This window comes from Streptomyces sp. NPDC001270 (genome assembly GCF_042896695.1).
Taxonomy (GTDB): Bacteria; Actinomycetota; Actinomycetes; order Streptomycetales; family Streptomycetaceae; genus Streptomyces.
On the sequence record NZ_JBIAXM010000032.1, the window covers coordinates 38947 to 64292 of the forward strand.

24 protein-coding genes are annotated in these 25346 nt (G+C 70.3%); 21 read left to right on the forward strand and 3 right to left on the reverse strand.

All coding sequences use genetic code 11. The features are described 5' to 3' along the window. The first annotated feature begins 68 nt into the window (after positions 1-68). Positions 69-248, forward strand: coding sequence for a hypothetical protein (locus ACFY2B_RS36735; protein ID WP_390767448.1), 180 nt, complete (start codon positions 69-71; stop codon positions 246-248). 179 nt (positions 249-427) lie between these two features. On the opposite strand, the gene ACFY2B_RS36740 is transcribed toward ACFY2B_RS36735, so the two are convergent. Together ACFY2B_RS36740 and ACFY2B_RS36745 are read right to left on the reverse strand one after the other, a co-directional pair. After that, the gene (locus tag ACFY2B_RS36740) at positions 428-1858 is read right to left on the reverse strand and encodes a hypothetical protein (RefSeq protein WP_390767381.1); all 1431 of its coding nucleotides are present in this window, start codon (positions 1856-1858) and stop codon (positions 428-430) included. Beyond that, on the reverse strand, positions 1855-3297 hold the full coding sequence (locus tag ACFY2B_RS36745) for a hypothetical protein (RefSeq protein WP_390767382.1): 1443 nt from the start codon (positions 3295-3297) through the stop codon (positions 1855-1857). The genes ACFY2B_RS36740 and ACFY2B_RS36745 overlap by 4 nt, the downstream gene beginning before the upstream one ends. A gap of 693 nt (positions 3298-3990) precedes the next feature. Between ACFY2B_RS36745 and ACFY2B_RS36750 the strand changes: the two genes are divergently transcribed. The 20 genes from ACFY2B_RS36750 (at position 3991) to ACFY2B_RS36845 (ending at position 24981) form a co-directional block, all read left to right on the forward strand. Continuing rightward, the gene (locus ACFY2B_RS36750; RefSeq protein WP_390767383.1) at positions 3991-4923 is read left to right on the forward strand and encodes a conjugal transfer protein; all 933 of its coding nucleotides are present in this window, start codon (positions 3991-3993) and stop codon (positions 4921-4923) included. Beyond that, on the forward strand, positions 4920-5261 hold the full coding sequence (locus tag ACFY2B_RS36755; protein ID WP_390767384.1) for a hypothetical protein: 342 nt from the start codon (positions 4920-4922) through the stop codon (positions 5259-5261). Before ACFY2B_RS36750 ends, ACFY2B_RS36755 begins: the two co-directional genes overlap by 4 nt. Beyond that, positions 5258-5842 carry a hypothetical protein gene (locus ACFY2B_RS36760; RefSeq protein ID WP_390767385.1) on the forward strand — a complete coding sequence of 195 codons (585 nt, stop codon included), beginning with the start codon at positions 5258-5260 and terminating at the stop codon, positions 5840-5842. Before ACFY2B_RS36755 ends, ACFY2B_RS36760 begins: the two co-directional genes overlap by 4 nt. Then, positions 5839-8529: an ATP-binding protein gene (locus ACFY2B_RS36765; RefSeq protein WP_390767386.1), complete on the forward strand. Its 2691-nt coding sequence runs from the start codon at positions 5839-5841 to the stop codon at positions 8527-8529. Before ACFY2B_RS36760 ends, ACFY2B_RS36765 begins: the two co-directional genes overlap by 4 nt. Next, the gene (locus ACFY2B_RS36770; protein WP_390767387.1) at positions 8529-8879 is read left to right on the forward strand and encodes a hypothetical protein; all 351 of its coding nucleotides are present in this window, start codon (positions 8529-8531) and stop codon (positions 8877-8879) included. Before ACFY2B_RS36765 ends, ACFY2B_RS36770 begins: the two co-directional genes overlap by 1 nt. Position 8880: 1 nt before the next feature. After that, positions 8881-11613 (forward strand): hypothetical protein, encoded by a 2733-nt coding sequence (locus ACFY2B_RS36775; protein ID WP_390767388.1) that lies wholly within the window; start codon positions 8881-8883, stop codon positions 11611-11613. 35 nt (positions 11614-11648) lie between these two features. Next, on the forward strand, positions 11649-12761 hold the full coding sequence (locus ACFY2B_RS36780; protein WP_390767389.1) for a C40 family peptidase: 1113 nt from the start codon (positions 11649-11651) through the stop codon (positions 12759-12761). A gap of 272 nt (positions 12762-13033) precedes the next feature. Next, a complete protein-coding gene (locus ACFY2B_RS36785) occupies positions 13034-13414 on the forward strand; it encodes a hypothetical protein (RefSeq protein ID WP_390767390.1) in 381 nt (126 codons plus the stop codon). Then, on the forward strand, positions 13390-16020 hold the full coding sequence (locus ACFY2B_RS36790) for an ATP/GTP-binding protein (RefSeq protein WP_390767391.1): 2631 nt from the start codon (positions 13390-13392) through the stop codon (positions 16018-16020). Before ACFY2B_RS36785 ends, ACFY2B_RS36790 begins: the two co-directional genes overlap by 25 nt. Continuing rightward, positions 16017-16925, forward strand: a complete 909-nt coding sequence (locus ACFY2B_RS36795; RefSeq protein WP_390767392.1) for a replication-relaxation family protein — start codon at positions 16017-16019, stop codon at positions 16923-16925. Before ACFY2B_RS36790 ends, ACFY2B_RS36795 begins: the two co-directional genes overlap by 4 nt. Positions 16926-17374: 449 nt before the next feature. Next, positions 17375-17974: a hypothetical protein gene (locus ACFY2B_RS36800; protein ID WP_390767393.1), complete on the forward strand. Its 600-nt coding sequence runs from the start codon at positions 17375-17377 to the stop codon at positions 17972-17974. Then, positions 17920-18816: an ATP/GTP-binding protein gene (locus ACFY2B_RS36805; RefSeq protein ID WP_390767394.1), complete on the forward strand. Its 897-nt coding sequence runs from the start codon at positions 17920-17922 to the stop codon at positions 18814-18816. The genes ACFY2B_RS36800 and ACFY2B_RS36805 overlap by 55 nt, the downstream gene beginning before the upstream one ends. A gap of 102 nt (positions 18817-18918) precedes the next feature. Then, the gene (locus tag ACFY2B_RS36810; RefSeq protein WP_390767447.1) at positions 18919-19536 is read left to right on the forward strand and encodes an SAF domain-containing protein; all 618 of its coding nucleotides are present in this window, start codon (positions 18919-18921) and stop codon (positions 19534-19536) included. After that, on the forward strand, positions 19536-20363 hold the full coding sequence (locus tag ACFY2B_RS36815; protein WP_390767395.1) for a hypothetical protein: 828 nt from the start codon (positions 19536-19538) through the stop codon (positions 20361-20363). The genes ACFY2B_RS36810 and ACFY2B_RS36815 overlap by 1 nt, the downstream gene beginning before the upstream one ends. After that, positions 20353-21837, forward strand: a complete 1485-nt coding sequence (locus ACFY2B_RS36820; protein ID WP_390767396.1) for a CpaF family protein — start codon at positions 20353-20355, stop codon at positions 21835-21837. The genes ACFY2B_RS36815 and ACFY2B_RS36820 overlap by 11 nt, the downstream gene beginning before the upstream one ends. Beyond that, a complete protein-coding gene (locus ACFY2B_RS36825) occupies positions 21834-22787 on the forward strand; it encodes a type II secretion system F family protein (RefSeq protein ID WP_390767397.1) in 954 nt (317 codons plus the stop codon). Before ACFY2B_RS36820 ends, ACFY2B_RS36825 begins: the two co-directional genes overlap by 4 nt. Continuing rightward, positions 22784-23668 carry a type II secretion system F family protein gene (locus tag ACFY2B_RS36830; protein ID WP_390767398.1) on the forward strand — a complete coding sequence of 295 codons (885 nt, stop codon included), beginning with the start codon at positions 22784-22786 and terminating at the stop codon, positions 23666-23668. Before ACFY2B_RS36825 ends, ACFY2B_RS36830 begins: the two co-directional genes overlap by 4 nt. 43 nt (positions 23669-23711) lie before the next feature. After that, entirely contained in the window at positions 23712-24038 is a 327-nt protein-coding gene (locus tag ACFY2B_RS36835; RefSeq protein ID WP_390767399.1) for a hypothetical protein, read from the forward strand. Next, a complete protein-coding gene (locus ACFY2B_RS36840) occupies positions 24038-24463 on the forward strand; it encodes a TadE/TadG family type IV pilus assembly protein (protein ID WP_390767400.1) in 426 nt (141 codons plus the stop codon). The genes ACFY2B_RS36835 and ACFY2B_RS36840 overlap by 1 nt, the downstream gene beginning before the upstream one ends. Positions 24464-24477: 14 nt before the next feature. Next, positions 24478-24981, forward strand: coding sequence for a TadE/TadG family type IV pilus assembly protein (locus ACFY2B_RS36845; RefSeq protein ID WP_390767401.1), 504 nt, complete (start codon positions 24478-24480; stop codon positions 24979-24981). A 20-nt stretch (positions 24982-25001) separates the two neighbouring features. Here ACFY2B_RS36845 and ACFY2B_RS36850 read toward each other — a convergent pair whose 3' ends face one another. Next, positions 25002-25334: a hypothetical protein gene (locus ACFY2B_RS36850; protein ID WP_390767402.1), complete on the reverse strand. Its 333-nt coding sequence runs from the start codon at positions 25332-25334 to the stop codon at positions 25002-25004. Positions 25335-25346: the final 12 nt, after the last annotated feature.

Here is a 25346-nt window from a genome sequence, read left to right on the forward strand (position 1 = left end):
GGACGGGGCCCGGGCCCTGGGCGTCGCACCGCCCCGCCTGTACGAGCTCGGGTTCAGCCACAACAACTGTGGAGGCACGTGGCCAGCGCCAGTGGAAGCACTTACTGGAGGTCCTGCCCGAGCGGTACGCGTACGCCCAGGAGTGGGAGGAGGAACTGCGACAACTACTCGGCGACGTCAGCATCCTCCGTCGCCGCCGCGGCGGCGAGGGCCACCCCCTCCCGCTGAGCCTGCTGCGCGAGGAATAGCCGGTGCTCAGCCCGACGCCCCAGGCAGATGGCCTGGGGCGTCGGCGTTCACGGGGCAGGCGGGCCGCCCTCACGGCGGTGGACGAGCCGATGCAGCATGCGCCGCAGTTCTGCCCAGATGGCACGCGATTCGTATTCGAACATGTCCGCTCCCCTCACTGCGACCAGGCTCATCTCCCTCAGGCGCGCCGGCTCACCAGCGGGGGCAGGAGGCTGTCCCCCGGCCAGAAGGGCTGCTCGGTCACAATGCCGGTGAGGAACATGCCGGCTTCGTCCAGGACCGCGGCGCGCTCCGAAGACCCGTAGACAACGAAGTCGTCGGCCGCGGCGTCATAGGCGCGGACGTGGCTGTGGGGGCCCGTGCAGACGAGGGCGCGCGCGATCTCGGGCAGGCCGAGGCTGAGGGCATCGCAGTCCCCGGAGCGGACGAGCTGCAGCAGGTCGGTGGTGACGCTCTCCCAGTCGCCGACAGTCGGCCAGTCAGCGCCGCCGTTCAGTTCGTGGGTAAGCGTGGCCAGCGGGACGATCTCGCCTGGCTGCCTTCCCTGGGTGAGGAGATCGTGGATGCGGGCACCGTCGGGCTGACGCACCTGCGGGTGGAGCAGCGAGCCGGCGGCCACCACGGTGGTGTTGATCTCCTGGGTCCCGGGGCCGGGGTAGTACGGCTCGTGCGCGAAGAGGAAATAGGCATCCGGGGTGCGGTCGGCCGGGCCGGATTCGGGCTGGGGCATGAGCACGGTTCCCTTCAGAGGTGGAGCGGTCATGGGGCGAGGTGTCGACGGCGGGACGCTCGGTGAGTGCAGGCCGGGGAGCCGCCCAAGGTCACGGGTCTGGTCCTCGTCGGCGGTGCGATGGATGAGCTGGGCGACCTGGTGGGCGAGTTGCGGCATCAGCCGCTCGCGGGCGATGAGGCCGTCTGAAACCGCGCGCGTGTCCCGGGCCTGGAACAGACTGGCGGCGTCCCACAGCAGGTTGTGGCCGATCTCGGCCGAGCGGCGCAGTTCGTAGCGGTCGCTGCCGGCGGCGGCCTGGACGAGCGAGGTGTGCAGGGCGGCGAGGCGCTGCAGGTAGCGGCAGGCATCGTCGCCTTCGACGATGTGGACGTGTTTGCGGGCCCGGCTGTCCAGCCGGTCGGGCAGGTGTTCGGCGAGCAGCGGGGCGAGGAGCATCGCCGGCAGGGCGACGTCGACGGGGACTGCGTGGCTCACGGCGAACAGGCCGGCGACCAGACTGACGAGTGCGACGGCCGCGGTGGAGAACCGTAGGAACCCGGGGATCCTGTCCGGGGCGATGCGCTGGGCGGGGCGCCTGGTCAGCCAGCGCAGGGCAAGGCGCTGCGTGCTCGTGGCGGCGGGAGTGAGCACCGCGATCCGGTGGGGGATCTCGGGCGGGCTGCCGTCGCCGGGCACGGCCCAGGCGAGCCAGCCCCACGGGGTGCGCTCGTGGACGAGTACGGGCTCGCAGGCTGCCGAGCAGGTGTGGTCGCGGACGTGACCGGTCCGCAGGGCTCGGGAGCGTTCCTTCTCCCACCGCCCCGGATCACGGGTGAAGGGGCGCTCGTGATGCGCAGCCGCGGTCGGTGGCGTCGGTGTGTGGAGTGTGTCCGTCACGAGGTGCTTCCTTCCAGGTGGTGGTCTGTCAGGGCGGAGGCGCACGTGGTGCAGCGGCCGTCGCCTGCGGGGTGGGCGCGCCGCGGTGTGGGGCCGGGGCAGGTGCGGCAGAGCGGCCAGCCGAGGCAGGCCGGGCAGAGGTCCTCGCCGGGGGCAGTTCCGGGATGGCCGCAGCTGGCGCATTCGGTCAGAGCCCGGTAGGTCAGGGCCTCGCTCACCCTGCGCGCAGCGGCGGAGCCGGTCATCGGCTGCGGCGGCGGGTCGTCCCACACCGGTGCGTCTTGGTGGTCAGCCGCGAGGGCAGGCGGCGGGTAGGCCTGGGCGGCACGCAGGCGGGCCGCGATGATCGCGCCGACCGTAGTCCGTACCGGATGGGGCAGGGGCCGGGCGGCGATGACATGCCGCAGCTGCTCGCAGCTCCAGCCGGATTCCAGCATCACGGTCACGACGCGGCCTTGGTCGGTCAGCGCCTGCCCGGTCAGCAACAGCTCGGGGCGAGCCGCCCCGAGTTCGAGCAGCAGCAGGATCCCCGGGTGCATCTCGTCCGCCGCGGGCGCGGTCGGCGGGGACGTCGGTGTGGCCGGCTGGTTGGTCCATCCCTGTGTTCGCGACGCGTCGCCGCGGCACGGACGGAGGGGTCTGGTGTTCTGCTGAGTGGTCTTCTTTCTGTTGGTGTTCTTAGTGGACCGATCAGCCAACGTAGGTTTATCCACTGGTGGAAAACCCGACTCTGGTTGTGACCTGCTGCTTTGCAGAGCAGGCAAGTCGGTGAGGAAGTACGCGGCCGCGCCGAGGGTGCCGTCTGGGCCGCGCTCGCGTTCCCGGACCAGGAAGCCGTGCTTCTCCAGCTCCTTCAGCCCGCTCTTGATGGCTGAGTCACCGTCGCGGCCACGGCGGGCGATGTCGGAGACGGTCATCCGCCAGCCGTCCCGGTGCGTGGAAAGCAGTCCGAACAGACCCTTGGCCTTGAAGGACAACTGAGTGTCGCGGAAGAGTTCGTTGGCGATCTGGGTGAACTGATCGGCCGCCATGACGCGCCGCCGGATGCCCGCCGGAAGGCCAGCGGCGTGCTCGGCGTCGGAGGCCGTGACCATCAAGCCGGCTTCGAGCAGCGCGCTGCCCACGGTGGCCGGGCGGTCGGTGATGCAGTAGACGATCTCGCCGAGAGTGCCGTCCGGGCGGCGCAGACGCTCACGGATCAGGTAGCCGTGCGCCTCGAGCTCCTGCAGGCCGGTGCGAACCGCTTCGCGTCCGTCCGGGCCGAGGCGGACGAGATCGGTGACCGTCACCTGCCAGCCGTTCCTGTGCGTAGAGACGTACCCGAAGATCCCCTTGGCTTTGAAGGACAGCCCGGAGTCACGGAACAGCGCGTTGGCGATCTGGGTGAACTGATCGGCCGCCATGACGCCCCGGCGGATCCCCGGCCCGAAGCGGCTCACCGCCGTGTCCCCGACGCGTGCCGCGCGCAGTGGCCGCGGCGGCACACCGGCCCGGCCGCGGTGGGGCGGCGGGGAGTCCTGGGCGTGGAGGCGTGCGTGTGTTCCATGGCGCCAGCTCACCCGCCGACCCCGACCAGGCTGACGGCCACGAGCCCCGACCATCGGTCACGATCCGACAACGGAGCCGTCTAGCAGCCATGGTCGGGCTCATGGTCGGGCCGACCACGGCGCCTTCAGCCCGGGTGCTCAGTGATTGCGCAGCCGACTGCGCAGCCCCGGACGGCGTTGCGCAATCGGGCTGCGCAACTGGCCCGGGGATCATGCGCAGTCGAGTTGTGCTGGGGCCGCTGCGCAGTCCGGCCGAGCTTCCTGATCTTCTCTTGCGCAGGTCTGTATCGCGCACTGCGCATGCCTCTGGCACGGTCCTGCTGGATTCCGTCTGCGCATCGGTGTCCGGGCCCTGTGGCCGGGCGGCACGTGATCGCACAGCGGTCGCCGGGCCGGGGAACAGCACCGGACGCGATGGCCTGTCACCGGCTCGCGGCTGACCCGTGGTCGGGGTCATGGTCGGGCCGACCATGGACTTCGTGTCCCCATCGTGACCATGGTCGGGGGTTCATGGTCGGCGGTCGGGTCGGGGTCGCCGGGTTTTCTCGAGGTCAGCAACATCCGTTCTGACCTGGGAGTTTGACCATGCCCCCTGGCAAGCAGGCCGCACAGAGCGAGGCCGCTGCTCCGATGGCGGCCGGCGCCCGGCTGGAGGCAATGCGCCGCCGCGTACGCCTCTCACGCGTAGCGGTCTGGACCGTCATCGCGGCCGGCCCCATCGCCCTGTGCGTCGCCGTCGCCTCTACCCCGACCACGGTCGCGGCGGCCACCGCGACGAAGCCCACCGCCGTGCGCACCGCGACATCCGCCACCGACCCGGGCGGCTATGCGCAGGTGTTCATCGGCGCGTGGCTGCGCAGCGACGCGAACGACGAGACGAGTGCGCAGGCGCGACTTGCGCAGTCGATGGCGCCGGACGTCGAACTGCCCGCCCCGGCCGCCGATGCGCAATCGGCGCCCCAGTCCGTGACGGCGGTGCGCAGTGCGCAGCGCGCAGGCGGCGCGTGGTCGGTGACAGTGGCTGCGCAATACGCAGGCGGATCAGTGCGGTACTACGCCGTGCCGGTGGCCTCCGACAGCACGGGCTCCTCGTTCACGGTGACCGGTGCGCCCGGCGTGGTGGCTGGCCCGGCCCGGGCCCAGGTGGCGAAGTCGCCGTACGCCGTGACCGTCCCGGACGGTGATCTGTCGTCCGCCGTCGGGCAGTTCCTCGCCGCCTACCTGACGGGGGCCGGGGAGATCGACCGCTACCTCGCGCCCGGCGTGCAGCTCACCGCCGTCTCCCCCGCCCCGTACACGGCGGTCACCGTCCAGGAGGTGTCCGCCGCCGAGGAGGCCGCGGCCGCCGAGCAGGTGCCGGCGGACGGCACGACGGTGCGCGTGCTCGCCTCGGTGGAAGCCCGTGACGCGACCGGCCGGTGGCCGCTGGCGTACGAGCTCACGCTCAAGGCCCGCTCGGGCCGGTGGGAAGTCGCCGCGCTTCAGTCCGGCACGGCTCAGGACAGGGGCGGGCGATGAACCCCGTGCGCAGCCTGATGCTCGCCGGTCAGCTGGACGATCTTGGCAACTCGTGGATCAACATGTTCAAGGAGTGGGCGACGAAGGGTCTTCAAGCCGGACTGATCTGCCTGGTCGTCGTCATCATGATCCAGAAGTTCTCGCTGAAGGCGGGGATCGGCGCCCTTCTTCTCATGGTGATCGCGCTCGGTTTGTACAACTCGCGCAATGACCTGGCGAACATGTTCACCGACGAGGTGAAGAACCCGTCCAAGGGGGCGCCCATCGTTCCTGGGGTGGTCCGGTCCGAACTCCCGGCCTCGCGTGACCACTCGCCGGGTATCGGGGGCTGGCTGTGAGCGCGGCCGCCGCGGCACGGGTGGGCCGCTTCTACACCTCCGCCCGCCGCCACCCGTGGGTGCTGGGCAAGGTCGCCGACTGGAAGATCCCCCTCGGCCCGTACACGCCCGCGCAGATCGCGGTCGCCGTCGGCGGCGGCTTCCTTCTGGTCAAGACGATCAGCTGGTGGTCGTGGATGGGGCCGGTCCCCATCGTCGGGTGGGGCCTGGTCATCTGGATGGTGCGCCGGCCGAAGGTCCGGGGCCGTGCCCCGATGCAGGCCGCGTTGGGGTGGGCGCTGCTCGGCTGGCAGCCCCGAGGAGGGCGGATCGGCGGGCGCGCCGCCCGCGACCGCGCTGCCCACCCGCTGCTCGGCGGCTTCACCATCGAGGACACGCCCGCGCCCGTCCCCGCTGCGCAGGCCGTACCCACCCGTGCGGTTCAGCGGCGTCCAGCCCGGGCGCAGTACCCGAGCCCGGCCACAGACCGCTCGACCGCACCCCGCCGTACATCGGCGGTTGCTCCCACAGCAGCGGCAGGGCCGGTGTCGGGTGTGCAGCAGCTGCTCGCGCTCGCCCAACAGGGCGGGGGTGCGCGGTGAGGGTTCCCATCCGTCACATCGCCGGGCACCTGGTGTGGTCGACGCAGGGCAGCGTGTGGGCGATCTACCGCCTGCACCCGGGCCCGGACGCGCACGGCCAGCGCGAGGAGACCGTCCAGGGCACCTACGTGCCCGCCGCCGCCCGCGACGAACAACTCGCAAAGATCACCCACTTGGTGCGCTCGCTGTCCGGGGCCCCGCGCCTGTACGGCATGTGCGCCCAGGTCGACCCGGGCGAGATCGCCCTGAGGATGATCGAGGGCATCGAGCCGGCCGAGCAGGCACCCGGTGCAGGCCGGCACCCGTGGGTGGAGAACGTCGAGGCCGCCCTCGACCTGCTCGACGACCAGGAGATGCACCGCCGCACCCTGTGGCTGGCCGTGCCCCTGCAGACCGATACAGGCAGCCTGCAGGTGTCGGCGTCCCTCGGTGCGGCGTGGGCCGAGGTCGCGCCGATGCTGGGCATGCGGCCGGCGCCGGTGGCCCGGCGCGAGGTAAGCGCGTATCGCGAACAGGCCTCACGGGTGGAGGCGGCGCTCGCCGGCGGCATCGCTTTCCGCCCGGCCCGCCCGGCGGAGATCGTGTGGATGCTCCAGCACGCCCTGCACCGCGGACTTGCCGAGCCGCTACTGGCGGAGGCCGAGACCAGCGAGATGTACGGCGGGCAGCTCCGCGACGGGGTGCTGCGCTCCCCCAGCTACGCCGACCTCGGCCAGGTCCGCCTCCAGGAAGGCGGCATCGACCCCGACCTCGACGACGTCGACGAACTCAAGAGCGCGGGGCGGATCACCCGATCAGGCCGCAATGCCTGGTGGCGAGTGAACACCGGCTCGCCGCTCGGGCGGCGCTGGCTGCAGGTCGAGTCCGACAACGGAGTGGGCTACCAGGCGCAGTTGGCGCTGGCCGAGTGCCCGCCCGCGGTCAGCCAGGATGCCGCCGATCTGTTCGCCCAGCTGGAGCTGCTCGACTTTCCCGTCGACTACACCGTCGACCTGACGCTCGTGCCAGCGGAAAAGGCGCGGGACCAGGTGCGGCGTAAGAAGAACGAACTCATCGACCAGGCCGACCAGTACGACGCCCGCCCCACCGGGATGCCCGCGTCGCTGACGGAGGCCGCCCGTGACCTGGGCGAGCTGGATGCCCGTCTCTCGCGCACCAGTGTGGAAGTCGAGGTGCAGTCGGTGACTGCGCTGACGGTGTGGGGGCCGACCGCCGCCGTCTGCGACGCTCGGGCCCGCGCCCTGGCCGCGCTGCTCGGTGGCGCCGACTACCGGGCGGTGCGCCCGGCCGGTCTGCAGGAGGCCCTGTTCACCCTCGGGCTGCCCGGCACCGTACGGACGGGTGTCGTGCGGGAGTTCACCCAGCACCAGGTCTCTGAAGACTGGGCGCTTTCCGGCGCCTTCACCGCTGCGGAGGTCGGCGACCCCAACGGCATGTTCCTCGGTATCGACCTGGACTGCGGCACCACCCGCCCCGTCATGATCAACGTGTCGGATGCGCCCAAGGTCGACGCCTCCGCCTCCATGGGCATCGTCGGGGACCTCGGCGCGGGCAAGAGCGTCCTGCAGAAGCTGATCGCGGAGGCGGTGTGGGCGCGCGGCGGCTGCGCGATCTGTATCGACCGCACCCCTGTACGCGAGTGGGCTACCTTCGCCCGCGCTGCGGCCAAGGGCCGGGTCCAGATCATCGATGCCGCGCAGGCCGAGGTGTCCATCGATCCGCTTCGCATGTTCGACGGGCCCGAGGGCCGTCACTACGCCCTGTCTTACCTGACCCTGCAGCTCGGCATCGGCCCGATGAGCACCAGCGGCGAGGTCCTGCACCACGCCGTCGAACAGGCCGCCGCCGGTCCCGAGCCGTCCATGCACCGTGTCCTTGAGGTCCTCGAGGAGATGGCGACGCGCGAGGCGGGCAAGCGGCAGGACGCGGCCGCGACCCTCGCCGGCCTCATCCGGGTCGTCGCCACCAGTTCGCTGGCCCGGATGGTCTTCGACCCGACGCTGCCTCCGGTGCGGCTGGACGCCTCCAACGCCTCCGACATGATCGTGATCACCACCACCGGTCTGAAGCTGCCCCCGAAGGCCGCGTTCGCCAACCCCGAGATCCTGCACCAGCAGCCGCTGGAGGCGCTGATCGGCCGGGCGGTGCTCTACCTGATCGCCGCGATCGCCCGGCAGACCGCGTTCGAGGACCCCGAGCGGTTCACGGCGGTGGTCCTGGACGAGCTGTACTGGCTGACCTCGTCCGCCGAAGGCACCGCCCTGGTCCACGAGATCCTCCACGACGGCCGCAAGCACGGCGCTGGCCTGTTGGCGGGCTCGCACGACGCCGAGGAACTTGGCCCCGACCGCGGCCTGATGGCCTACCGGGCGCTCGCGCGCACCGCCGACCGTGAACGCGCCCGTCGCGGCCTGGAGTTCGTCGGGCTCGACCCGAATGACGGCGAGCTGTTGCGGCTGGTGACCACTGGCCTGTCCCCCGTCGGTCAGAAGGGCCGGGAGGGCGAGTTCCTGCTGACCTGCCCGCGGCAGAACACCGGCCGCATCAAGGTCTCCATCCCCCGCATCGAGCGCATCACGGCGTCCATCACCACCACACCGGGACGCCGCACGAGCGCTGTCTCCCCCACGGTGCCGGAGCCGCTCGCCGGTGAGGCCGCACAGACCCGTCCGAAGGATACCGTCTGATGACCACTTTGTCCTGGGACCGCTCGAGGCGCGTCGCCGCCTTCGTGAGTGTCCTTACCGTGATCGCCGTCGTCGTCGCCGCGGTCGTGCTCGTCCTCAGGGTGGGCGTGCCGCAGGGGTGGTGGCCGCACACCAGGCAGGCATTCACCGCCGACGCTGCGCACCGGGATCCCTGCGCCCTGATCGTGGGCCCGGCCAAGGCGTACTGCGAGCGCGGCGCCGCAGCTAGTGCTTCCGCCGGTCATCAGGACGTGGCTGGCGGGGTGTGGAGGCTGGTGCCTGCCGGTGCAGGTGTGGGTGCTCTCGTGGTGTGGCGGCTGCGAGGCGCCACTGGGCAAAGGCGGCGCTGACGTGTTCCGTCCAGACCACGCGACCCTGCGTTCCGCCGGCTTCGTCGTGCTGCTCACCGGCGTGTTCCTCCTGGTGAACACCCAGGTCGTGTATGCGGCCGGAAGCAACAGCGAGACCGGAGACCTGCTCGCCCCGCTGAACATCTACTCGTCCGAGGGTGTGCCGATCGACGGGTACGACCTGAACGCTTCAGGCGGCTCCATCGTTGCCTTCAAGACGCAGGCCCTGGCCTTCGCCCTGTCCGGGCTGTTCACCCTGATCCGGCTGCTGGTCGGGCTGGCGGGGTGGGCGATCGAGGTGGCCTTCCGGTTTCCGCTGCTCAAGCTCCTCACCAAGCCCGCGCAGAAGGTCGCCGACACCTACGACACCGTGGTCGTCGACACACTCGGGCTGAAGGGGCTCTTGCTGGCCTGGGCGTTTATGTTCGCGGGGTTCATGATCGTGCGTGGCCGGGTCGGCCGCGGTCTGGGCGAAATCTTCCTCACCCTGCTCATCGGGGCGATCGCCGCCTCGGCTCTCATCCGCCCCGACACTCTGCTCGGCCCGGAGGGACCGCTGGGACAGTCCCAGCAGGTGGCTGCCGAAGTCGCGCAGCAGAGCGTCAACTCCTACGACTGGGGCGGCAAGATCGCCAGCTACGACCCGTGCGCGGGCATGGCCGGTAACGCCGAGATCAAGTGCGAGGAGCAGCAGGGCGAAGGACCGGTCTCCTCGACCGAGGTGGCCCGGCCCATCCAGGATTCGATCACGAACGCCTTGATTGTGAAGCCGTACATGCTCCTTCAGTACGGGCGCATCCTGGACCCGGCCAAGGATTCCGACCGCACGGCCTACGCCGTCCATCTGAAGTGGGTCACCGGCGGGTACATGCCCAGCTCGACCCCGTCGGACAAGGCGAAGGATGCCTGCAGACTGATCCACGGGCCGGGCAAGAAGTACTGCGAACGCGACGTCGACGACAAGCCGCCCAGCACCGACGATCTCCCTTCCCTCACGCCCGCAGGCGAGCTCCTCGACACCTCCAACGCGATCGTCACCGACGAGGACCAGGCGTTCGCCGCGTTCCTCTCGGACATGAAGAAGGAAGGCCCGGTCGGCAAGTCGTGCGCGGCCTATGCCGAGAAGCCCACGTGGTGGCGGGTCGGCGGCGCCTTCCTGCTGCTGATGGCCGCGCTGTTCATCTGCGGCATGCTGCTGTCCAGCGCGATCGTGCTGCTCGGCACCCAGGGTGTGTGTGCGGCCGCGGCGGCCGTCGGCGGCGTCACCTTCGTCGCGGGCATGCTGCCCGGTCCCGCCCGCCAGTCGGTGTGGAAGTGGCTCTCCGTGTGGGGCATCGCGGTCCTGGCCGTGGTCGGGATCTGCGCGTTCATTCCGTTCTTCGGGATCGCCGTCGACGCCACCATCACCAACGGCCCCGACCTGATGGTCGAGCGGATCCTGCTCATCGACGTCCTGGCCATCGCCGGCGCGGCCGGACACCGCAGACTGCTGACCGGGATCGCCTCCTTCGGCCGGCGCATGGCGATGCGGATGCGCTACGCCAAGGTCGGCGGCACCCACATGCCCGGCGACACCTCCGAACTCGGCGCCGCCCTCGCCATGAACTCCCCGGCCGGGATGGGCGGATACAGCCTTGGGCTGCGCGCGTTCACCGGCGGGGGTGGCGGCAGGTTCGGGATGCTCGGCACCCGGCAGCGGCTGATGGGCGCGCTCACCTCCCTGTTCGACGGTGCGGGCATGCCGGTGGATACCGGCGGGATCCTCGCCGATGCCACGGCTGAGGCCGGGCGCGGTCTGGCCCCGCTGACCGCAGCCGCGGCCCTGGGCGGACTGGGCGCACGGCTCGGCGCCAAGGGCACACACTGGCTGCTGATCGGCCGCCGTCCGGACCGGGAACAACTGGCCAAGTGGCGCAAGCCCACCGCGGAAGGAGATCCGGGCGAGGGCGGCCTGTGGGGCGGCGGGGACGCCGGTCCGGACGGCGCAGGGCCGCGTCGGCCCTCAGGCCCGCCCGACCGGTATCGCGACGAGCAGGGACAGGTCGTCGACCGCAACACCGGTCAGGTGCTGCACGACCAGAACACCGACCGCACTCTGCTGTCGACCCGGGCCCACAACCGGCTGGTCCGCTTGCGCGGGTACCGCATCCTGCGCCGGGGCGGCCGGGCCGCGTACGGGACAACGGTCGGTCTGCCGGCCAGCGTGCGCCGCGCGCGGTCGGGGGGCTCGCGTTACTCCCAGGACGCACGCCAGCAGGTGCGGGTGTGGGGCAACACCGTCCGCGAGGACAGCCGGGCCTGGGCAGACACGGGGCGCCATGTGGCCCGTGTCCTGCGCGAGCACACCGACGACAGCGGCGGCCCCGGCCCGTTCACCAGCCGCCGCCTGCCGACCGCAGCCGCTAAAGCGGCTACCGCCCGCCCGGCTGCGCCTGCGCCCTCCGGTCGTCCTCCGGCCCGTCCGGCCCCAGCCTCCGCACAACCGACCGCCTCGTCTGGCGGACCCACGGCAACTCCGCCTCCTGGCCCACTCCCGCACTGGGACCGCCCTGCGCCAACGCCTCGGTCCCCTCGCGGCGGGGCCGTTCTTCCCGGGGGCGGAAGCCCTCGCGCAAGGGCGCGCGAGGAGGCGCGGGTGCGGATGCAGGAGCTGATGCGGCGGACCGCGCCCGAGGCCGAACGCCGGCGCCGGGAACGGGCCCAGCGGCGGGACGAGGGCGGTGAGGACGAGTGAAACCGCCCAGGCGCCGCGTCCGTCGGTGGGTAGGCATGGTGGCGCTGCTGATGTTCGCCGCCGTGTGCTGTGCCGCGCCGGCAGCGAACACTGTCAGCGCGTACGTCGCGCTGAAGGCGAGTGCACAGGATGACGGCGGAATCGCCGGCGGCGGCAGCCCCGCCGACATTCCGGCCCGGATGCTGACCGCCTACAAGAAGGCAGTCCAGCAGGTCAGAACGTACGTGCCGAAGTGCCAGGGCGTCCGCTGGCCGGTCCTCGCCGGGATCGCCAAGGTCGAGTCCAACCACGCCATCGGCAGGAACATCGCCGACAACGGCGACATCCGCCCGAAAATCTACGGGGTGCTCCTCGACGGTTCCGGCCAGGGCGGGAACACCACCGCCGCCCCGGACACGGACGAAGGCAAGTGGGACGGCACCGCGAACGGGGAGCGCGCAGTCGGACCGTTCCAGTTCCTGCCCTCCACCTGGAAGTCGACCGGCAAGGACGCAAATCGGGACAAGACGGCCGACCCGCACAACGCCGATGACGCCGCGCTCGGCGCCGCGGTCTACCTGTGCGGCCATGGCCGTGACCTGACGAAGCGGTCACAGTTGAAGGCCGCGATCCTCCAGTACAACCACTCGAACGAGTACGTCGCGAGCGTGCTGGGCTGGATCGACCAGTACACGCAGGCCGCCAGAAACCCCGATCTGAAGAATGTCACAGGAAAGGTCCGCACCGTCATCGAGGCCGCGCTCTCCCAGCGCGGTGTCCCCTACTCGTGGGGCGGCGGCAACGCGAACGGCACCTCGTATGGTTCTTGCTGCTCGCCCAGCGGCAAGAGCGGCGCCAGTATCAAGGGCTTCGACTGCTCGGGGCTGACCGTGTACGCGTATGCCAGGGCGGGCATCAGCCTGCCGCGGACGGCGGCCGCGCAAGCCGGTGCCGGCCACAGGATCCCCGCGAGCCTCGGCACTGGCGTCCTCAGGCCGGGTGATCTCGTCTTCTACGCCTACGCCCCCGGGCGGGATTCCACGATCTACCACGTCGGCATCTACACCGGCAGCGGTCAGATGATCAACGCCGCCCGGCCGGGCACCGTCGTACGGCTGGACTCGGTGAACGCAGTGTCGGGCTATGCGGGGGGAGTGCGGCTGCTGTGACCACTACCCCGCGCTCACCGCGTCTGCTGTTGCTGAGCACCGTCGTCCTCGCCGTCGCCGGCGTCGCGCTTGTGGGCATGCCGCACAGCCAGAAAACGTCTCCGCCGGCCGCGGCGACGTCTTCAACCGTCCACGCGGCCGCGGATCCATCGGCGGCGGCCGCCGTTCCCTCCGTCAGCCAGCCGAGCATGCCCATGACGTCCTCCACAGCATCCGCCACATCGACACCGTCGCCGGTCCTCGAGTCCACTCTGCCGCCGCATGGCGAGGGTGTGGCCGGCGACCGGGCCATCCAGCGGTCGCTGGAGGGGGCCTGGCCCGCCGACCTTCCCGCCTTCGATGAGCGGGAGCTGCTCACCGCCGGACGCTCGCTGCTGCGCGCGGACGCCACCGGCATCGGCCGCGCGAAGTGGCCCACGGTCTTCCCCGCCTCGGACCAAGCGGTGGTAGTCGCATTCGCCACCACACGCTTCCGGATCCAGGCTGCGATCGCTCGCCGGGACGGCAGCCCGGACAAGGCTCTGGTCCATCTGGTGTGGGCCGGCATGGACCGCGGCGGCACCTTCACGGACCTCCGCGTCACCGACTGGCACTTCGCCCGAACGAATTCGATGAAGGGAGCGTCCACGTGGACTCCGCAGTCCCGTACCTGACGGACCGGTCCGATGACTCGGCTGCTGGTCAGGCACTCGTCCTGGTCTCCGGCCTGGTCGAGGCCGCCGGATGGCTCTACGACCACTGGTATCTGCTGGCCCTGTTCATCGCATCGGCCTGGGGGGCCGGCGAGATCGTGGTGCGCCGACTCGCGGCGCGCGCCTCGGCCGAGCGGATGGCCCTGGAGCTTGTGTCCAATCGGCATTTCGCCCCGAGCCTGGAGGAGATCTTCCGCCGCGGCGTCCAGCTCGCTCGCGCTTCCACCGCCATGCCCTGGTGGGCGCCCCGCCGGGCGAAGGCCGTGCAGATCAGGCTGCGCGCGGACGGCAGTACCCCGCTGCGCTACCGCATCGAGGGTCCGGCGGGTGGTGAACGGCTGCTGTCCATCACGCCGTTCGGACCGGACGTCACCGTCAACCGCGCCCGGCCGATCGTCGACGAACCTCGGACGCACACCGTGCGAGCCGAGTTCATCCTGCGCGGCAAGCCCACTGCCCCGCTGCGGGAAGTGCCCCTCACGCCCGATCCGCTCCAGCCGATCATCGACGCCGTGTCCGACCTGCGCGCCGAGCTCGGCGACCTCGCCGAGATCCGACTCGACATCCAACGCGCCCCGAAGTGGGCACTGAGGGCACGCCGCCTGCAGCTGATGAGTACCGCGCGCCGGTCCGAACGCCGCGAGGCCCAGCGAGCCGCACGCTGGCTGCGGCAGGACGCCAGCGGCATCGAGGACTCCCTGGGCTGGCAGTTGCAGCAGCTCCTCAGCGACAGACCCTCATCGGGCGCCGGGCGGCGGCTGGTGATGCCGCCGGTGCCCCGTCGGGTGGAGCCGGCCGAGGCGCTGGGCAAGCTCGCCGAGGACGACCACCTGGTCCGGGTCCAGTTGCTGGTGACATGCGCTTCGAACACCGAAGGCCGCCCTCAGGCACGGCTCGCCCAGCTCCAGGCCGCGTTCGACGTCTTCGGCGGGCGCTCAAGGTGGGCCATAAGAGGGTGGAGCCTCGGGCCCTGGCGGATCGGCGCCGACCACTGGCCTACCCGGCACGGCTTCGAACGCCGCTGGAGCCTGGGGCACTGCCAGCCGCCCCGCGCGAACTGGGTACGGCTGGAAGAGCTGACCGGCCTGCTCAAGCCGCCCACCGTGCACTGCCGTCTGCCGGTCCTCGCCAGCGAACTGCCGACCTTCGAATTCGGCGCACCCGACCTGCTGCTGCAGGGCATCTACCGCGGCCCCGGCGGCCGGAAGCGGCTGGTCGCCACCTACGCCGAAGAGACCCTGTTCGAGGTCGGGGTCGGCAAGGCCGGCGGCGGCAAGACCGAAAGGGCCCTGGCACAGGCGATCGGCTGGGCACACGCGGGCGGGGGCCTGGTCTTCGTCGACCCGCACCGCGATTCGTGGCCGCGCGCCACCACGTTCCTGGCGCACGACACCCTGATGCAGAGGATCGCACTGATCGACCTCAACGGGCTCGGCCCCAACCCACGGATCAGTTCGTGGAATCCGCTCGGCATGCACCAGGGGCAGGCCGCGCACGAAGTCGTCGAGGCGATCGCAGACGCCTACGCCTCCGCACTGGCCTGGGACGATGTGACCGCCCCGCGCGCGCTGACCATCCTCACCGCCACGCTCACCGTCCTGGTCGCCGTCAACGGGGCGGCCTGCCAGGCCGGCCGCCCCGAAGACCAGGCCACGATCTTCCACGTACGGGCCCTGCTCACCGACGCCGCATTCCGCAAGACAGCGCTCGCCGCGGTTGCGGGCCGGCTCGATGAGGAGACCCGCGCCTGGTGGCAGTCGGTGTTCCCGACCCTGCCGCCCGACGCGTTCGCCGTCGTCCTCAACCCAATCGCTCGGCTGGCCGCCAACCCCATCACCCGCGCCTTCCTCGGCCAGCCGGCCGGCATCTACAACATCCGCGCCGCGATGGACTCCCAGATGATCGTATGGGTGTGTCCGGGCGGCAACGGACCCACCGACCGCCTCTTAACCGCACTGCTGGCCCGCGATCTGCTGAGGGCGGCGCGCTCGCGACGCGACACGCCTGAGCACAAGCGGGTGCCGTTCCGCCCGTACTTCGACGAGCTGATCACCTTGACCGGGGCGGCCCCGGAGACCATCGCCGCAATGTTCGAGGATCTCCGCAAGTACAAATGCCACGTCCACGGCATGACTCAACTGCTGTCCCGGCTGCCCACACCGGTGCGGCTGTCCCTGGTGCAGAACGCGTCCACGCTGGCCACCACCGCCGGGTCGAAGTCCGCGATCGCGGCGATCACCGCCGAGTGGGGCGACGACCCCAGCCCCGACCGGGTCACCACCATGGACCGGTTCGAGCACTACGTTTCCATGAACGTGCGCGGGCGCCGTGTCGGGCCCGTCCAGCTGCGCGGGCCCCACCTCGACGACGTCTTCGCCGCCCAGGCCCGACCGAAGGACGTTCCCGCGCTGGAGCGGACCGCCCAGGCGAACGCACAAGCACTCCCTCTGGCTCAGCTCACCGACCGCGCCGCCGGGCAGCTCGGCCGCGTCGCTGTTTTCCTCGCCGCGCACTCCCCCGCCGCCACTGTCCACCTGTCGCAGGAAAAGGAGCAGGAGTTCGGATGACCACCGCCCAGCCCACAGACCGTAGGACGGCGGGCTTCACGCCCAGCCCCACCGAGCCCCTCAAACACCAGCTCCTGGCCACACTCGCCCAGCACCGCATGGCCTCCACCAGCCAACTGCACGTCCTGCTGCGGCCCGGCCGCTCCCGCCAGTCGGTCTCGCAGCAGCTGAATGAACTGCTCGGCGAGGCCCTGGTCGGCTTCGTCGTACTGCCGCAGTCCCATCGCACCCGAGTCTGGTACCTCACGCCGAAAGGCGCCCGTCTCACCCGGGACTGGCCCGCCCTGCGAGGCCGCCCGCCCTACCCGATCACCACGGCGACGGCCGCCTCCCTCAAGACCCCGCACACCCTCACCGTCCTGCGGACCCACCTGGCGTTCGTCGCCGATGCCCGCCGCCGCGGCGACGAGCACGGACACCTGGACTGGACCCCCGAGGTGTTCCACGCGATCGGCGACGGAGAGAAAGTCGTGGCCGACGCGGTCATGCACTACACCCTCACCGAGGGTAAACAGCGTCGCAAGCTACGGGCATTCGTCGAGGTCGACCGCGCCACCATGAGCAGCGAACGCCTGGCGGCAAAGCTCATCGAGTACGCGCGACTGTGGGCGCACGAGCCGCAGCCCGTCGGCCGACGCCGACAGGCGACCGGACCCGGCTGGCTGCGCTGGTACCCGGTATTCCCCCGAGTCCTCTTCGTACTGACCGGCGCCTCACGGCAGACGATGGACAACCGGATCAGCGACCTCAAGGCCATGACCGCCCACCATCCTCTCGTGGCTGACCTGGCCCGCGAGGTACCGCTGGGCGCGGCCGTCCTGGACGACCTGGACGAGCGCGGCCCTACCTCTGACGTGTGGGTTCCGCTGACCGGCGACAAGCCCCGCCCGTGGACAGAGCTGTGACACCGCGTTCGCCGTGGACGAATGTCGCAGCCTCGCAACTGCCCCCAGACACGGCCCGGCGGTCAGTTTCGGCGCGCGCGGGTTCGGCGAGAGTCAACCGGTGGCCTCCAACGAGATCGATCGATGCCGGCCGTCAGCAGAACCGACCAGCCGCGATCTCGTTCTCACACAAGTGGGGGCGCAAGGATCGTTCGCCGGCGCGAACGTGCCATGCCGGTGCACAGCCCCTGAGTAACAGAGCTATAAATCGACAACTAGTTCCGAAAGTGACCTGATACGTCCCGAGTTGTAGAAGTGAATTCGAATATCAAGCTGAGAAGTCGACTGGCTTTTGCGTAACCTTGTGATCACGCAAAAGCATTGCCGCAGCTAGACCAGGCCGCGGTTCCGAGCCGCGCGTCGGCGGCCGGGGCAGCGGTCGACCGCAACGCGTCGTACGGGGAGACAACATGACAGCTACACAACGACGCTCATCAGGCCGCAAAATCGCTGCCGTTCGCATCCGGAAGCACGCAACCACGCTGTTCCTCACCGGCAGTCTGCTGACTCTGACCGGGTGCAGCTACAGCGGCTCGGACACATCGTCCAAGCCCAGCGCTACCACGGCGACATCCTCGCCGTCCCCCAGTTCCACCGTCGATACCAAGGAAGCCGCCGTCCTCGCGGCATACCTCAGCTCATGGGACGCACAGACCCAGGCGTACAGCAAGGCATCCTCCTCGGGTACCGATCTGAAGAAGACCACCACCTTGAGGGCTCTGTTCGATATTGAGCACGACCTCTCGGTCATGCAGAAAGCCGGACAGGTGACCACGGGCAAGCCGGTAATCCATCCGAAAGTCGTAAAAGTGACCGACAGCAAGATCCCCACGGCCACGATCACGGACTGCGTTGACACGACGCACTGGACGCTGATCGACAAGGCATCCAAGAAGAAGGTCCCGCTGCCCACGACGCGACTCATCAAATACGTCAGCACCGCAACCCTTGAAAAGTGGGGGAAGACGTGGATGGTCACGAAGTTGACCGCTCAACAGCAAGCCTGCTGACCCGGTGCCTCACCGCACTCACCGGCGCCCTCACCCTGGCCACGGCCGTCGCACACGCCGACGGTGATCCCGACGTCGGTGCTGGCAGGTGCCAGGTCATCAAGTTCTGCGTCAACGTCGGCGCCGGTGACGAAACCGGCGGCAGCGTGGGGCAGGCTGGCGGCTCACACGGCGGCGGTCAAAGCGGCGACAGCCAGGTGGAGTGCAAGTACACCAAGATCGACCCGAAGCCTCCGGCCGAATTCCCGGCCTGGAAAGACGCCGATCCCACGACGAACGACCTGTACTTCTACGGGTGCACGGACGGCGGCCAAATCAACCCGGACGGCTTCGCTGTCGTGCCGACAGGGCAACCTCCGGTGCCGCAAGTGGACCCTCGGGAACTGGCGCAACGCGCGGTCGACTCCATGGCACTGCTCGGCCCGGACATCGCCAGCCCGCGTGCGGCCGGGAAGTACAGCGTGGGTGTGCCGATGTGGATGTGGGTCAACCAGAGCGCCACGACCTACGGGCCGAACACCGCATCGGCCTCGGCGGGCGGGATCACTGTCTCCGCGACGGCGGCGGTGTCGAAGATCGTGTGGACTATAGGCGATGGCATCTCGGTGACGTGCAACGGCCCGGGCACCGCGTACAGGTCGTCTGAGGGCATGGCCCAGTCCCCGACCTGCGGACACGTGTACTCCATAACCTCGGCTGGTGCCCAGAGCAGCAAGTTCCCGGTGACCGCGACCTCGACATGGACGATCAACTGGCAGGGCGGCGGACAGGTCGGCCAGCTCACCGAGGTCCGGCAGACCAATGTGCAGGTGGCGGTCGGCGAGGTACAGGTCGTCAGCTAACGCCGCCGGAAGGACAGAACGGTGAGCAGAACCCAAGTAGAGACAGCTCCGAACGGAGTCCCCCAGCGTGGACACGCGGCCGGGCCGGTCGCGCCGCCCCGGGTGTCGGCTCGCAGGCGGCGACCAGGTGTCATCGCGCTGTCGCTGGCACTGATCGCCGCCGGCGGTGCCGGAGTTGCCGTCCTGCTGCTTCAGGTCGGCAACCGCACCGACGTGGTGACCGTGGTCCGTGACGTCCAGGTCGGCGAGGTCCTCACCGAGGACGACCTGGGCAGAGCGTCCGTCGCTCTGGACCCGACCGTCAAGGCGGTACACGCCGACGGCCTCAAGTCAGTGGTGGGCAAGCGAGCAGCTGTGGAACTCAAGCCCGGCTCCCTGCTGGCCCCCTCGCAGGTGACAAAGGACTCGCTGGTGAGGGCGGGCGAGCAGGTGGTGCCGATCGGGCTGGAGCCCAAGCAGATCCCGGCCACCGCTCTGGTGCCGGGCCAGAAGGTCCAGCTGGTGCACGTCCCGGCTCAGGGAACGTCGGATACCGGCAAGACGTCCGACGCGGTGCCGCAGACCATCGACGGCCGGGTCGTGAAGGCATCCGGCGCCGCTCCGGGTACGGGAGTCGTTGTCGTCGACGTGGCCGCTTCCGCGGCCGACGGTCCCACGGCTGCCGCGTGGGAGGCGGCGGGCACCCTGCGTCTGGTCCTGGCTGCTGCGGACGGTGGCTGATGGCTGTCATTGCGCTCGCAGGCTGCAGCGGTGCGCCCGGTGTGACCACCAGCGCTCTCGCCTTGCTGCTGTCGTGGCCTCTGGAGGCGGGCCGGCGGATGATCCTGGCGGAGTGCGACCCGGACGGCGGAGCCGTGCTGCACGGTCTGCTGCAGGGCACGCTCGGTGACCGGTACGGGCTGCGTAACCTTTCGGTCGCCGTCCGTAAGGGCGAGTTCAGCGATGCCTTCTGGCGGCAGCTGATCGATCTGAGCAGCGAGGAGGGCAGGCGGGAGTCACTGCACGACCGGCTGCTGCTGCCCGGCATCACCGACCCTTCGCAGTCGGCGAGTCTTGGCCGGGTCTGGAAGATCCTCGCGCAGATGTTCCGTGGCATCGCGGCCGAGAGCGGCCACGATGTCCTCATCGATCTCGGCCGCCGCGGGGCGTTCGGGCCCTCCGGGGTTCTGGCCGAGCAGGCAGATGCCACCGTCGTGGTGGTCCGCAACACTCTGCGCTGCCTGCAGGCGGCGGAGGGGCGGGTGCGTGCTCTGCAGGAACACGTCGGGGACGTCGGCGTCCTGATGATCAAGGAAGGCCCGTATCCCGCGGGTGAGGTGCAGCGGGTTCTGCAGGTGCCGGTGATCGCGACCCTGCCGTATGCGCCGAAGGAGGCCCGCGTGCTGTCCGACGGCGCCGAACAGCCGCGCCATTTCGCCAGGTCGCCGCTGATGAAGGCTGCCCGTACGGGCAGCACGCTGCTTCTTCAGCGGGCCACCGTGCGCCGGGCCCGTCTCGATCCGCGCGGCCTGCGTGCTGCGGGCGGGGAGGTGACTCATGCAGGCTAGACCCTTGCACCCTGACCCCACGGTGGCACCGCTGCCGCAGGAGCGGCGACAGCCCGGTGCCGGGCCGGCGCAGTCAGGTGCCGTCTCAGGCACGCAGGTGCTCGGCTCGGCCGTTCCGCAGGTCACCGTCGACTACCGGGTGGCCCAGGAGATTGCGTCGCAGGTCGCCAAGCGGCGCGAGGAACTGCTCAAGGCCAAGCCCGATATGGACCGGGCCAGCGAGGAGCAGCGGTGTCTGAACTGGATCGCCGAGGCCGTCGCGCTGTGGTCGGACGCGCAGGCGATGACGCCGCAGGAAGACGAGGCGCTGCGGCGTGCTGTGTATGACCTGCTTTTCAGGGCCGGCCGGCTGCAGCCGTACCTGGACGATGAGCGGGTCGAGGACATCCTCATCCAGGGCCCGCACGAGGTGTGGCTCGACTACGGCGACGGTGAACGCCGCCGGGTCGGTCCAATCGCGGACTCGGAAGGGGAACTGCTGGAGCTGTTGCGGGAGTTGGCCCGGAGTTCCGGGCACAGCGAGCGGACCATCTCCACTGCGAATCCCACTCTCGCTCTGTCCCTGCAGGACGGCTCGCGTCTGCAGGCGATCACCGGGCTTGGGCCGATGACGTATGCGGTGATCCGCCGGCACCGGGTCTCCCACGCGGATCTCGATGACCTGGTGCGGCTGGGCACGATCGACCCGGTCCTGCGGGAGTTCCTCGGCGCTGCCGTACGCGCCGAGAAGAACATCATGATCGCGGGGAAGCAGAAGGCGGGGAAGACCACGCTGATGCGGGCGATGCTCAAGGAGTTCGACCCGGAGTGCCGGTTCGCGACCGTTCAGACCGAGGATGAGCTGTTCGCCCACGCCAACGGGTACCACAAGCAGGTCGTCTCCCTCGTCGGGCGGGAGTCCAACGGGGAGAAGGACGTCACCGGCCGCGGTGCCGGTGAGGTCACGCTGTTGGACCTGATGCATCCTGCGCTGCGGATGTCGCTGGAGCGGATCGTGGTCGGTGAGGTCCGCGGTCCCGAAGTCGTCGCCATGATGCAGGCCCTGACGAACGGTTCGGGCGGGAACCTGTGCACGATCCACGCGCGTCGCCCGGACATCATCTTCGACCGGATCGCCGAGCTGTATGCGCTCGCGCAGGGGAGCCTGTCCGAGCAGCTCGCCTACCGGCAGGCCGCCAACGGCCTGGACTTCATCGTGTATGTGGACATGACGGACGAGACGCAGATCGGTGGCCGCCGCCATCGTTACGTCTCCCACGTCCTGGAACTGACGGGGATCGGCGAGAGCGGCCGGCCCGCCACCAACGAGGTCTTCTCCCCCGGCCGGGAATGGGGGGAGCTGCGGGCGGTGCCGAGGATGGACCCGGGCTGTGTCGATGACCTGCGCCGCGTGGGCTTCGACTCGGGTCTGCTGCAGCAGCCCTACGGGGCCTGGCCGGCGCCGCTGGCGTTGAAGGTGGGGATGAGCCGATGACGTTGCTGTTCGGGCTGCTGTGCGGCATGGCCGTGACCGGCGGGCTGATCGGTGTCGTGGCCGGCGCTGTGGGCACCACGGCGCCGCGCCGGGCCCCGCTCGGCCGGCGCTGGCAGGCGGCGTTGCCTGGTGGGAGGAACCAGAGCGAGGACGTCCGGCTGCGGCGGCGGACCCTCATGGCCGCGGCTGTGGTGGTCTTCGTGACGGTGTGGCTCGTCTTGGGAAACTTCGTCGGCGGTGCGCTGCTCGGCGCGGCCGTCATCGGGGTGCCGTGGCTGATCGGCCCGGCCCAGATGGCGCAGGACCGCATCGGTCAGCTGGAGGCGCTGAGCGAGTGGACACAGCGGCTGGCCGGCCTGCTGCGGCTGGGCATGGGCCTGGAACAGGCGATGATCACCAGCCGTCAGGGGGCGCCGGAGGAACTCGCCCCGCAGATCATCAACCTGTCCGAGCGGCTGCGCCTGGGATGGCGGCCGGAGGGAGCGCTGCGCACGTTCGCGGATGAACTGGACGATGTCACCGCGGACAAGGTGACCGCAGCGCTCATCCTGTCGGTCAACGACCGCGGCCCGGGCCTGGCGCAGGCCCTGGAGGACCTGGCGGGCACCGTCCGCGAGGAGGTCGCCCGCAAGCGCGCCATCGAGGCGGATCGCGCGAAACCCCGCACCACGGTGCGGTGGATGACCATCATCACCGTGGGTGTCGTGGTGGCCGGGTTCTTCGTGCCCGGCTATACGAAGCCGTACTCCACACTGCTGGGACAGCTCGTGCTCGCCTTCCTCGCGGCCGGTTTCGTCGGCGTGCTCGCCCTGATGCGGGAGCTGGGCACCTTCCGCCGCATCCCCCGCTTCCTGGTCACCGACCCGGCCAGCACCATCCGGCTGCCCGCGCCCGCACCGGAGCCGCCCCTGCCGGCCGCCGTACGCGAGCGGGAAGGAGCCGCCTCGTGAACCTGCTCCCCGTCATCGTGACCGGCGGCACGGTCGGTGCCGGCGTCGCCCTGCTGATCCGGGAACTGCTGCAGCCCCAGCCCGCGCTGAAGCCGGCCCTGAAGCGCAGCACTCTGGCTGCCCTGACGATGCCCGAGCCTCAGCTGGACCGCGAGGAGGTGTGGGGCCGGTGGCTGCTGGCCCGCCTCGAACGGCTTCCGGGCGTGAGCATCCCCACCACGAACCTGGCCCTGCTCGGGCAGGGGCCGGGCCAGTTCATGCTGAAGAAGACCGCGCTCGCCGCGCTGGGCCTGCTCTGTCCGGTGATCGCGACGGCCCCCTGGATCGTCGCGGGCGTGGGCCTGCCGTTCTACGTGCCTGCCGGCGCCGGACTCATCGTCGCGGCCCTGCTGTTCATCACACCCGATCTCGCTGTCCGGGACCAGGCCAAACGGGCGAGAGAGGAGTTCGCGCACGCCCTTTCCGCCTACCTCGACCTGGTCGCGCTCAAACGGGCCGCAGACGCCGGTCCCTCCGAGGCCCTCGAGAAAGCCGCCGAGGCCGGCAGGGGCTGGCCCTTCCTGTATCTGCAGGGTGCGCTGCGCCGGGCCCGGCTGGAGAAGATCCCGCCGTATCAAGCGCTCACCGAACTCGCCCACGAGTACGACCTGCCCGTCCTGGACGACGTCGCCGGCATCATGCGCGGCTCAGCCACCGACGGCGCCGCCGTCTACCAGGCGCTGCGGGCCCGTACCGCGGCGCTCAACGCCGAACTGCTCGCCGATCAGGCCGCCGAGGCGAACGCGGCCAGCGAAAAGATGACCGCTCCGGGGGCCCTTCTGGCCGTCCTGGTGATGCTGCTGATGGCCTTCCCCGCCGTAATCCGCATGCTGACCGTCTGAATGACCGCTCCGACCCGTTCAACGCTCAAGAGAGGCATGGAACATGAAGTACAACGCAGCCCGCACCCGCCGTGCTGTGCTCCGGGCCACCACACACCCGCACTCGCACACCGGCCTATACGCCACGTCCAGCGGACCGGGGCACGAACGCCGGGGCCCGCGCGCCTGGGCACGCGTCAACCATGCGGTCCTCCGGCTCACCACCCGAGTGCAGGAAGGCATGCAGGAGGCCGCCCGCCGGCCGGACCGCGGGGACATCTCCACCACGACTGTCATCATCTGGGTGGCCGCCGTCACCGGTGCCGTGCTGATCGCCGGGACCATCGCCATCGTGATCGCCAAGTACAACGGCAAACTCAGCGGTCTGTGATGAGCCGTCCCGAGCGGCTGCCGGCCTGGTGGCAGCAGCGACGATGGCGCGACGACCGCGGGGACACCAGCATCCAGATGGCGGTCATCTTCCCGTTCGTGCTGCTCGCCACGGTCGCCGTCATCCAGGCATCCATGTGGTACTACGCCCGGCAGATCGCCCTGACCGCGGCCCGTGAGGGCCTCTCCGCCGCCCGCGTCTACCAGTCCGGCCCGGGCGACGGTGCGGCCCAGGCGCGGAACGTGCTGGGCCGCACCGCGGGCGACAGCCTCAGCGGCTACAGCGTCTCCGCCAGCAGCAACGGGCAGCGGGTACGGGTCCAGGTGTCCGGCACGGCCCTGTCGATGATCCCGGGCATCCCGGGCCTTCAGATCACACAGTCGGCGTCCGGCCCCGTGGAACGCTGGACCGTCCCAGGGGAGTGAATCACGTGCGATCCGTGCGACCTACGGCTGCGGGCAGACTGCGCGGCGACAAGGGCAGTGCCGCGATCGAGGCGGCAATCGTCCTCCCCGCGCTGATCATGTTTCTGTGTATGGCGATCGCCGGCGGCCGGTTCGTCATCTCCGGCGCGAAAATCGACTCCGCGGCCGAGGACGCAGCGAGGGAGGCATCCATCCACCGCACAGCGGCAGCCGCACAAAGCACCGCAGGGGCGGCCGCCGCCGAGTCCCTCGACGACCAGGGCATCGCCTGCGCGTCGGTATCCGTCAGCATCAACACCAGCGGGCTCAGCGTCCCGGTGGGGCAGGTCGGCACCGTCACCGTGACCCTGACCTGCACCGTCAATCTGTCCGACCTCCTGCTTCCGGGCATGCCCGGATCAAAGACGCTCACGTCGACGGCGACCTCGGTGGTGGACCAGTACCGGCAGAGAGCTGTTGGGTTCGCGCATTCTGCAGTGCCATGGAGTACGAACCCGAGCAGGGGTGCCGAGCAGTGAGTGCGCGACGGTACCTGGGTTCACGCGCCTGTCGAGCGTGGTGGGGCTCCTGCTCGGCGAGTTGCCCGCGCGGTGAGCCAGACGGTCTCGAATTCCTCGGCTGTGAGGTCCTGCGGTTCGTGTCCGTCCCACTCGCGGACGGGAGCCTCGGCCGTGGCGCCGGACGTCGCCTCGTAGTCCGCGAGACTTCCTGCCTGCTGGGCTGCTTCCCAATCGGCCAGACAGGCTGCGGCGACGGGCTTCTCATGCAGCCCTTGGAGTTCAACCTGGCGAGTGACCCATCCGCCGGCGTCGACCTCGAAGTAGAACCAGGTGTCTTCCTCGGCCCAGTAGCTGCGGAACCAGCGCGTCATGGCATCATCGTC

Excerpts from the sequence above, each read along its gene's own strand:
- ACFY2B_RS36795 (WP_390767392.1), top strand. The coding sequence starts at position 16,017 with ATGACCACCGCCCAGCCCACAGACCGTAGGACGGCGGGCTTCACGCCC.
- ACFY2B_RS36755 (WP_390767384.1), top strand. The coding sequence starts at position 4,920 with ATGAACCCCGTGCGCAGCCTGATGCTCGCCGGTCAGCTGGACGATCTT.
- ACFY2B_RS36815 (WP_390767395.1), top strand. The coding sequence starts at position 19,536 with ATGGCTGTCATTGCGCTCGCAGGCTGCAGCGGTGCGCCCGGTGTGACC.
- ACFY2B_RS36750 (WP_390767383.1), top strand. The coding sequence starts at position 3,991 with ATGCCCCCTGGCAAGCAGGCCGCACAGAGCGAGGCCGCTGCTCCGATG.
- ACFY2B_RS36825 (WP_390767397.1), top strand. The coding sequence starts at position 21,834 with ATGACGTTGCTGTTCGGGCTGCTGTGCGGCATGGCCGTGACCGGCGGG.
- ACFY2B_RS36800 (WP_390767393.1), top strand. The coding sequence starts at position 17,375 with ATGACAGCTACACAACGACGCTCATCAGGCCGCAAAATCGCTGCCGTT.
- ACFY2B_RS36850 (WP_390767402.1), bottom strand. The coding sequence starts at position 25,334 with ATGACGCGCTGGTTCCGCAGCTACTGGGCCGAGGAAGACACCTGGTTC.
- ACFY2B_RS36840 (WP_390767400.1), top strand. The coding sequence starts at position 24,038 with ATGAGCCGTCCCGAGCGGCTGCCGGCCTGGTGGCAGCAGCGACGATGG.
- ACFY2B_RS36835 (WP_390767399.1), top strand. The coding sequence starts at position 23,712 with ATGAAGTACAACGCAGCCCGCACCCGCCGTGCTGTGCTCCGGGCCACC.
- ACFY2B_RS36770 (WP_390767387.1), top strand. The coding sequence starts at position 8,529 with ATGACCACTTTGTCCTGGGACCGCTCGAGGCGCGTCGCCGCCTTCGTG.
- ACFY2B_RS36780 (WP_390767389.1), top strand. The coding sequence starts at position 11,649 with ATGGTGGCGCTGCTGATGTTCGCCGCCGTGTGCTGTGCCGCGCCGGCA.
- ACFY2B_RS36820 (WP_390767396.1), top strand. The coding sequence starts at position 20,353 with ATGCAGGCTAGACCCTTGCACCCTGACCCCACGGTGGCACCGCTGCCG.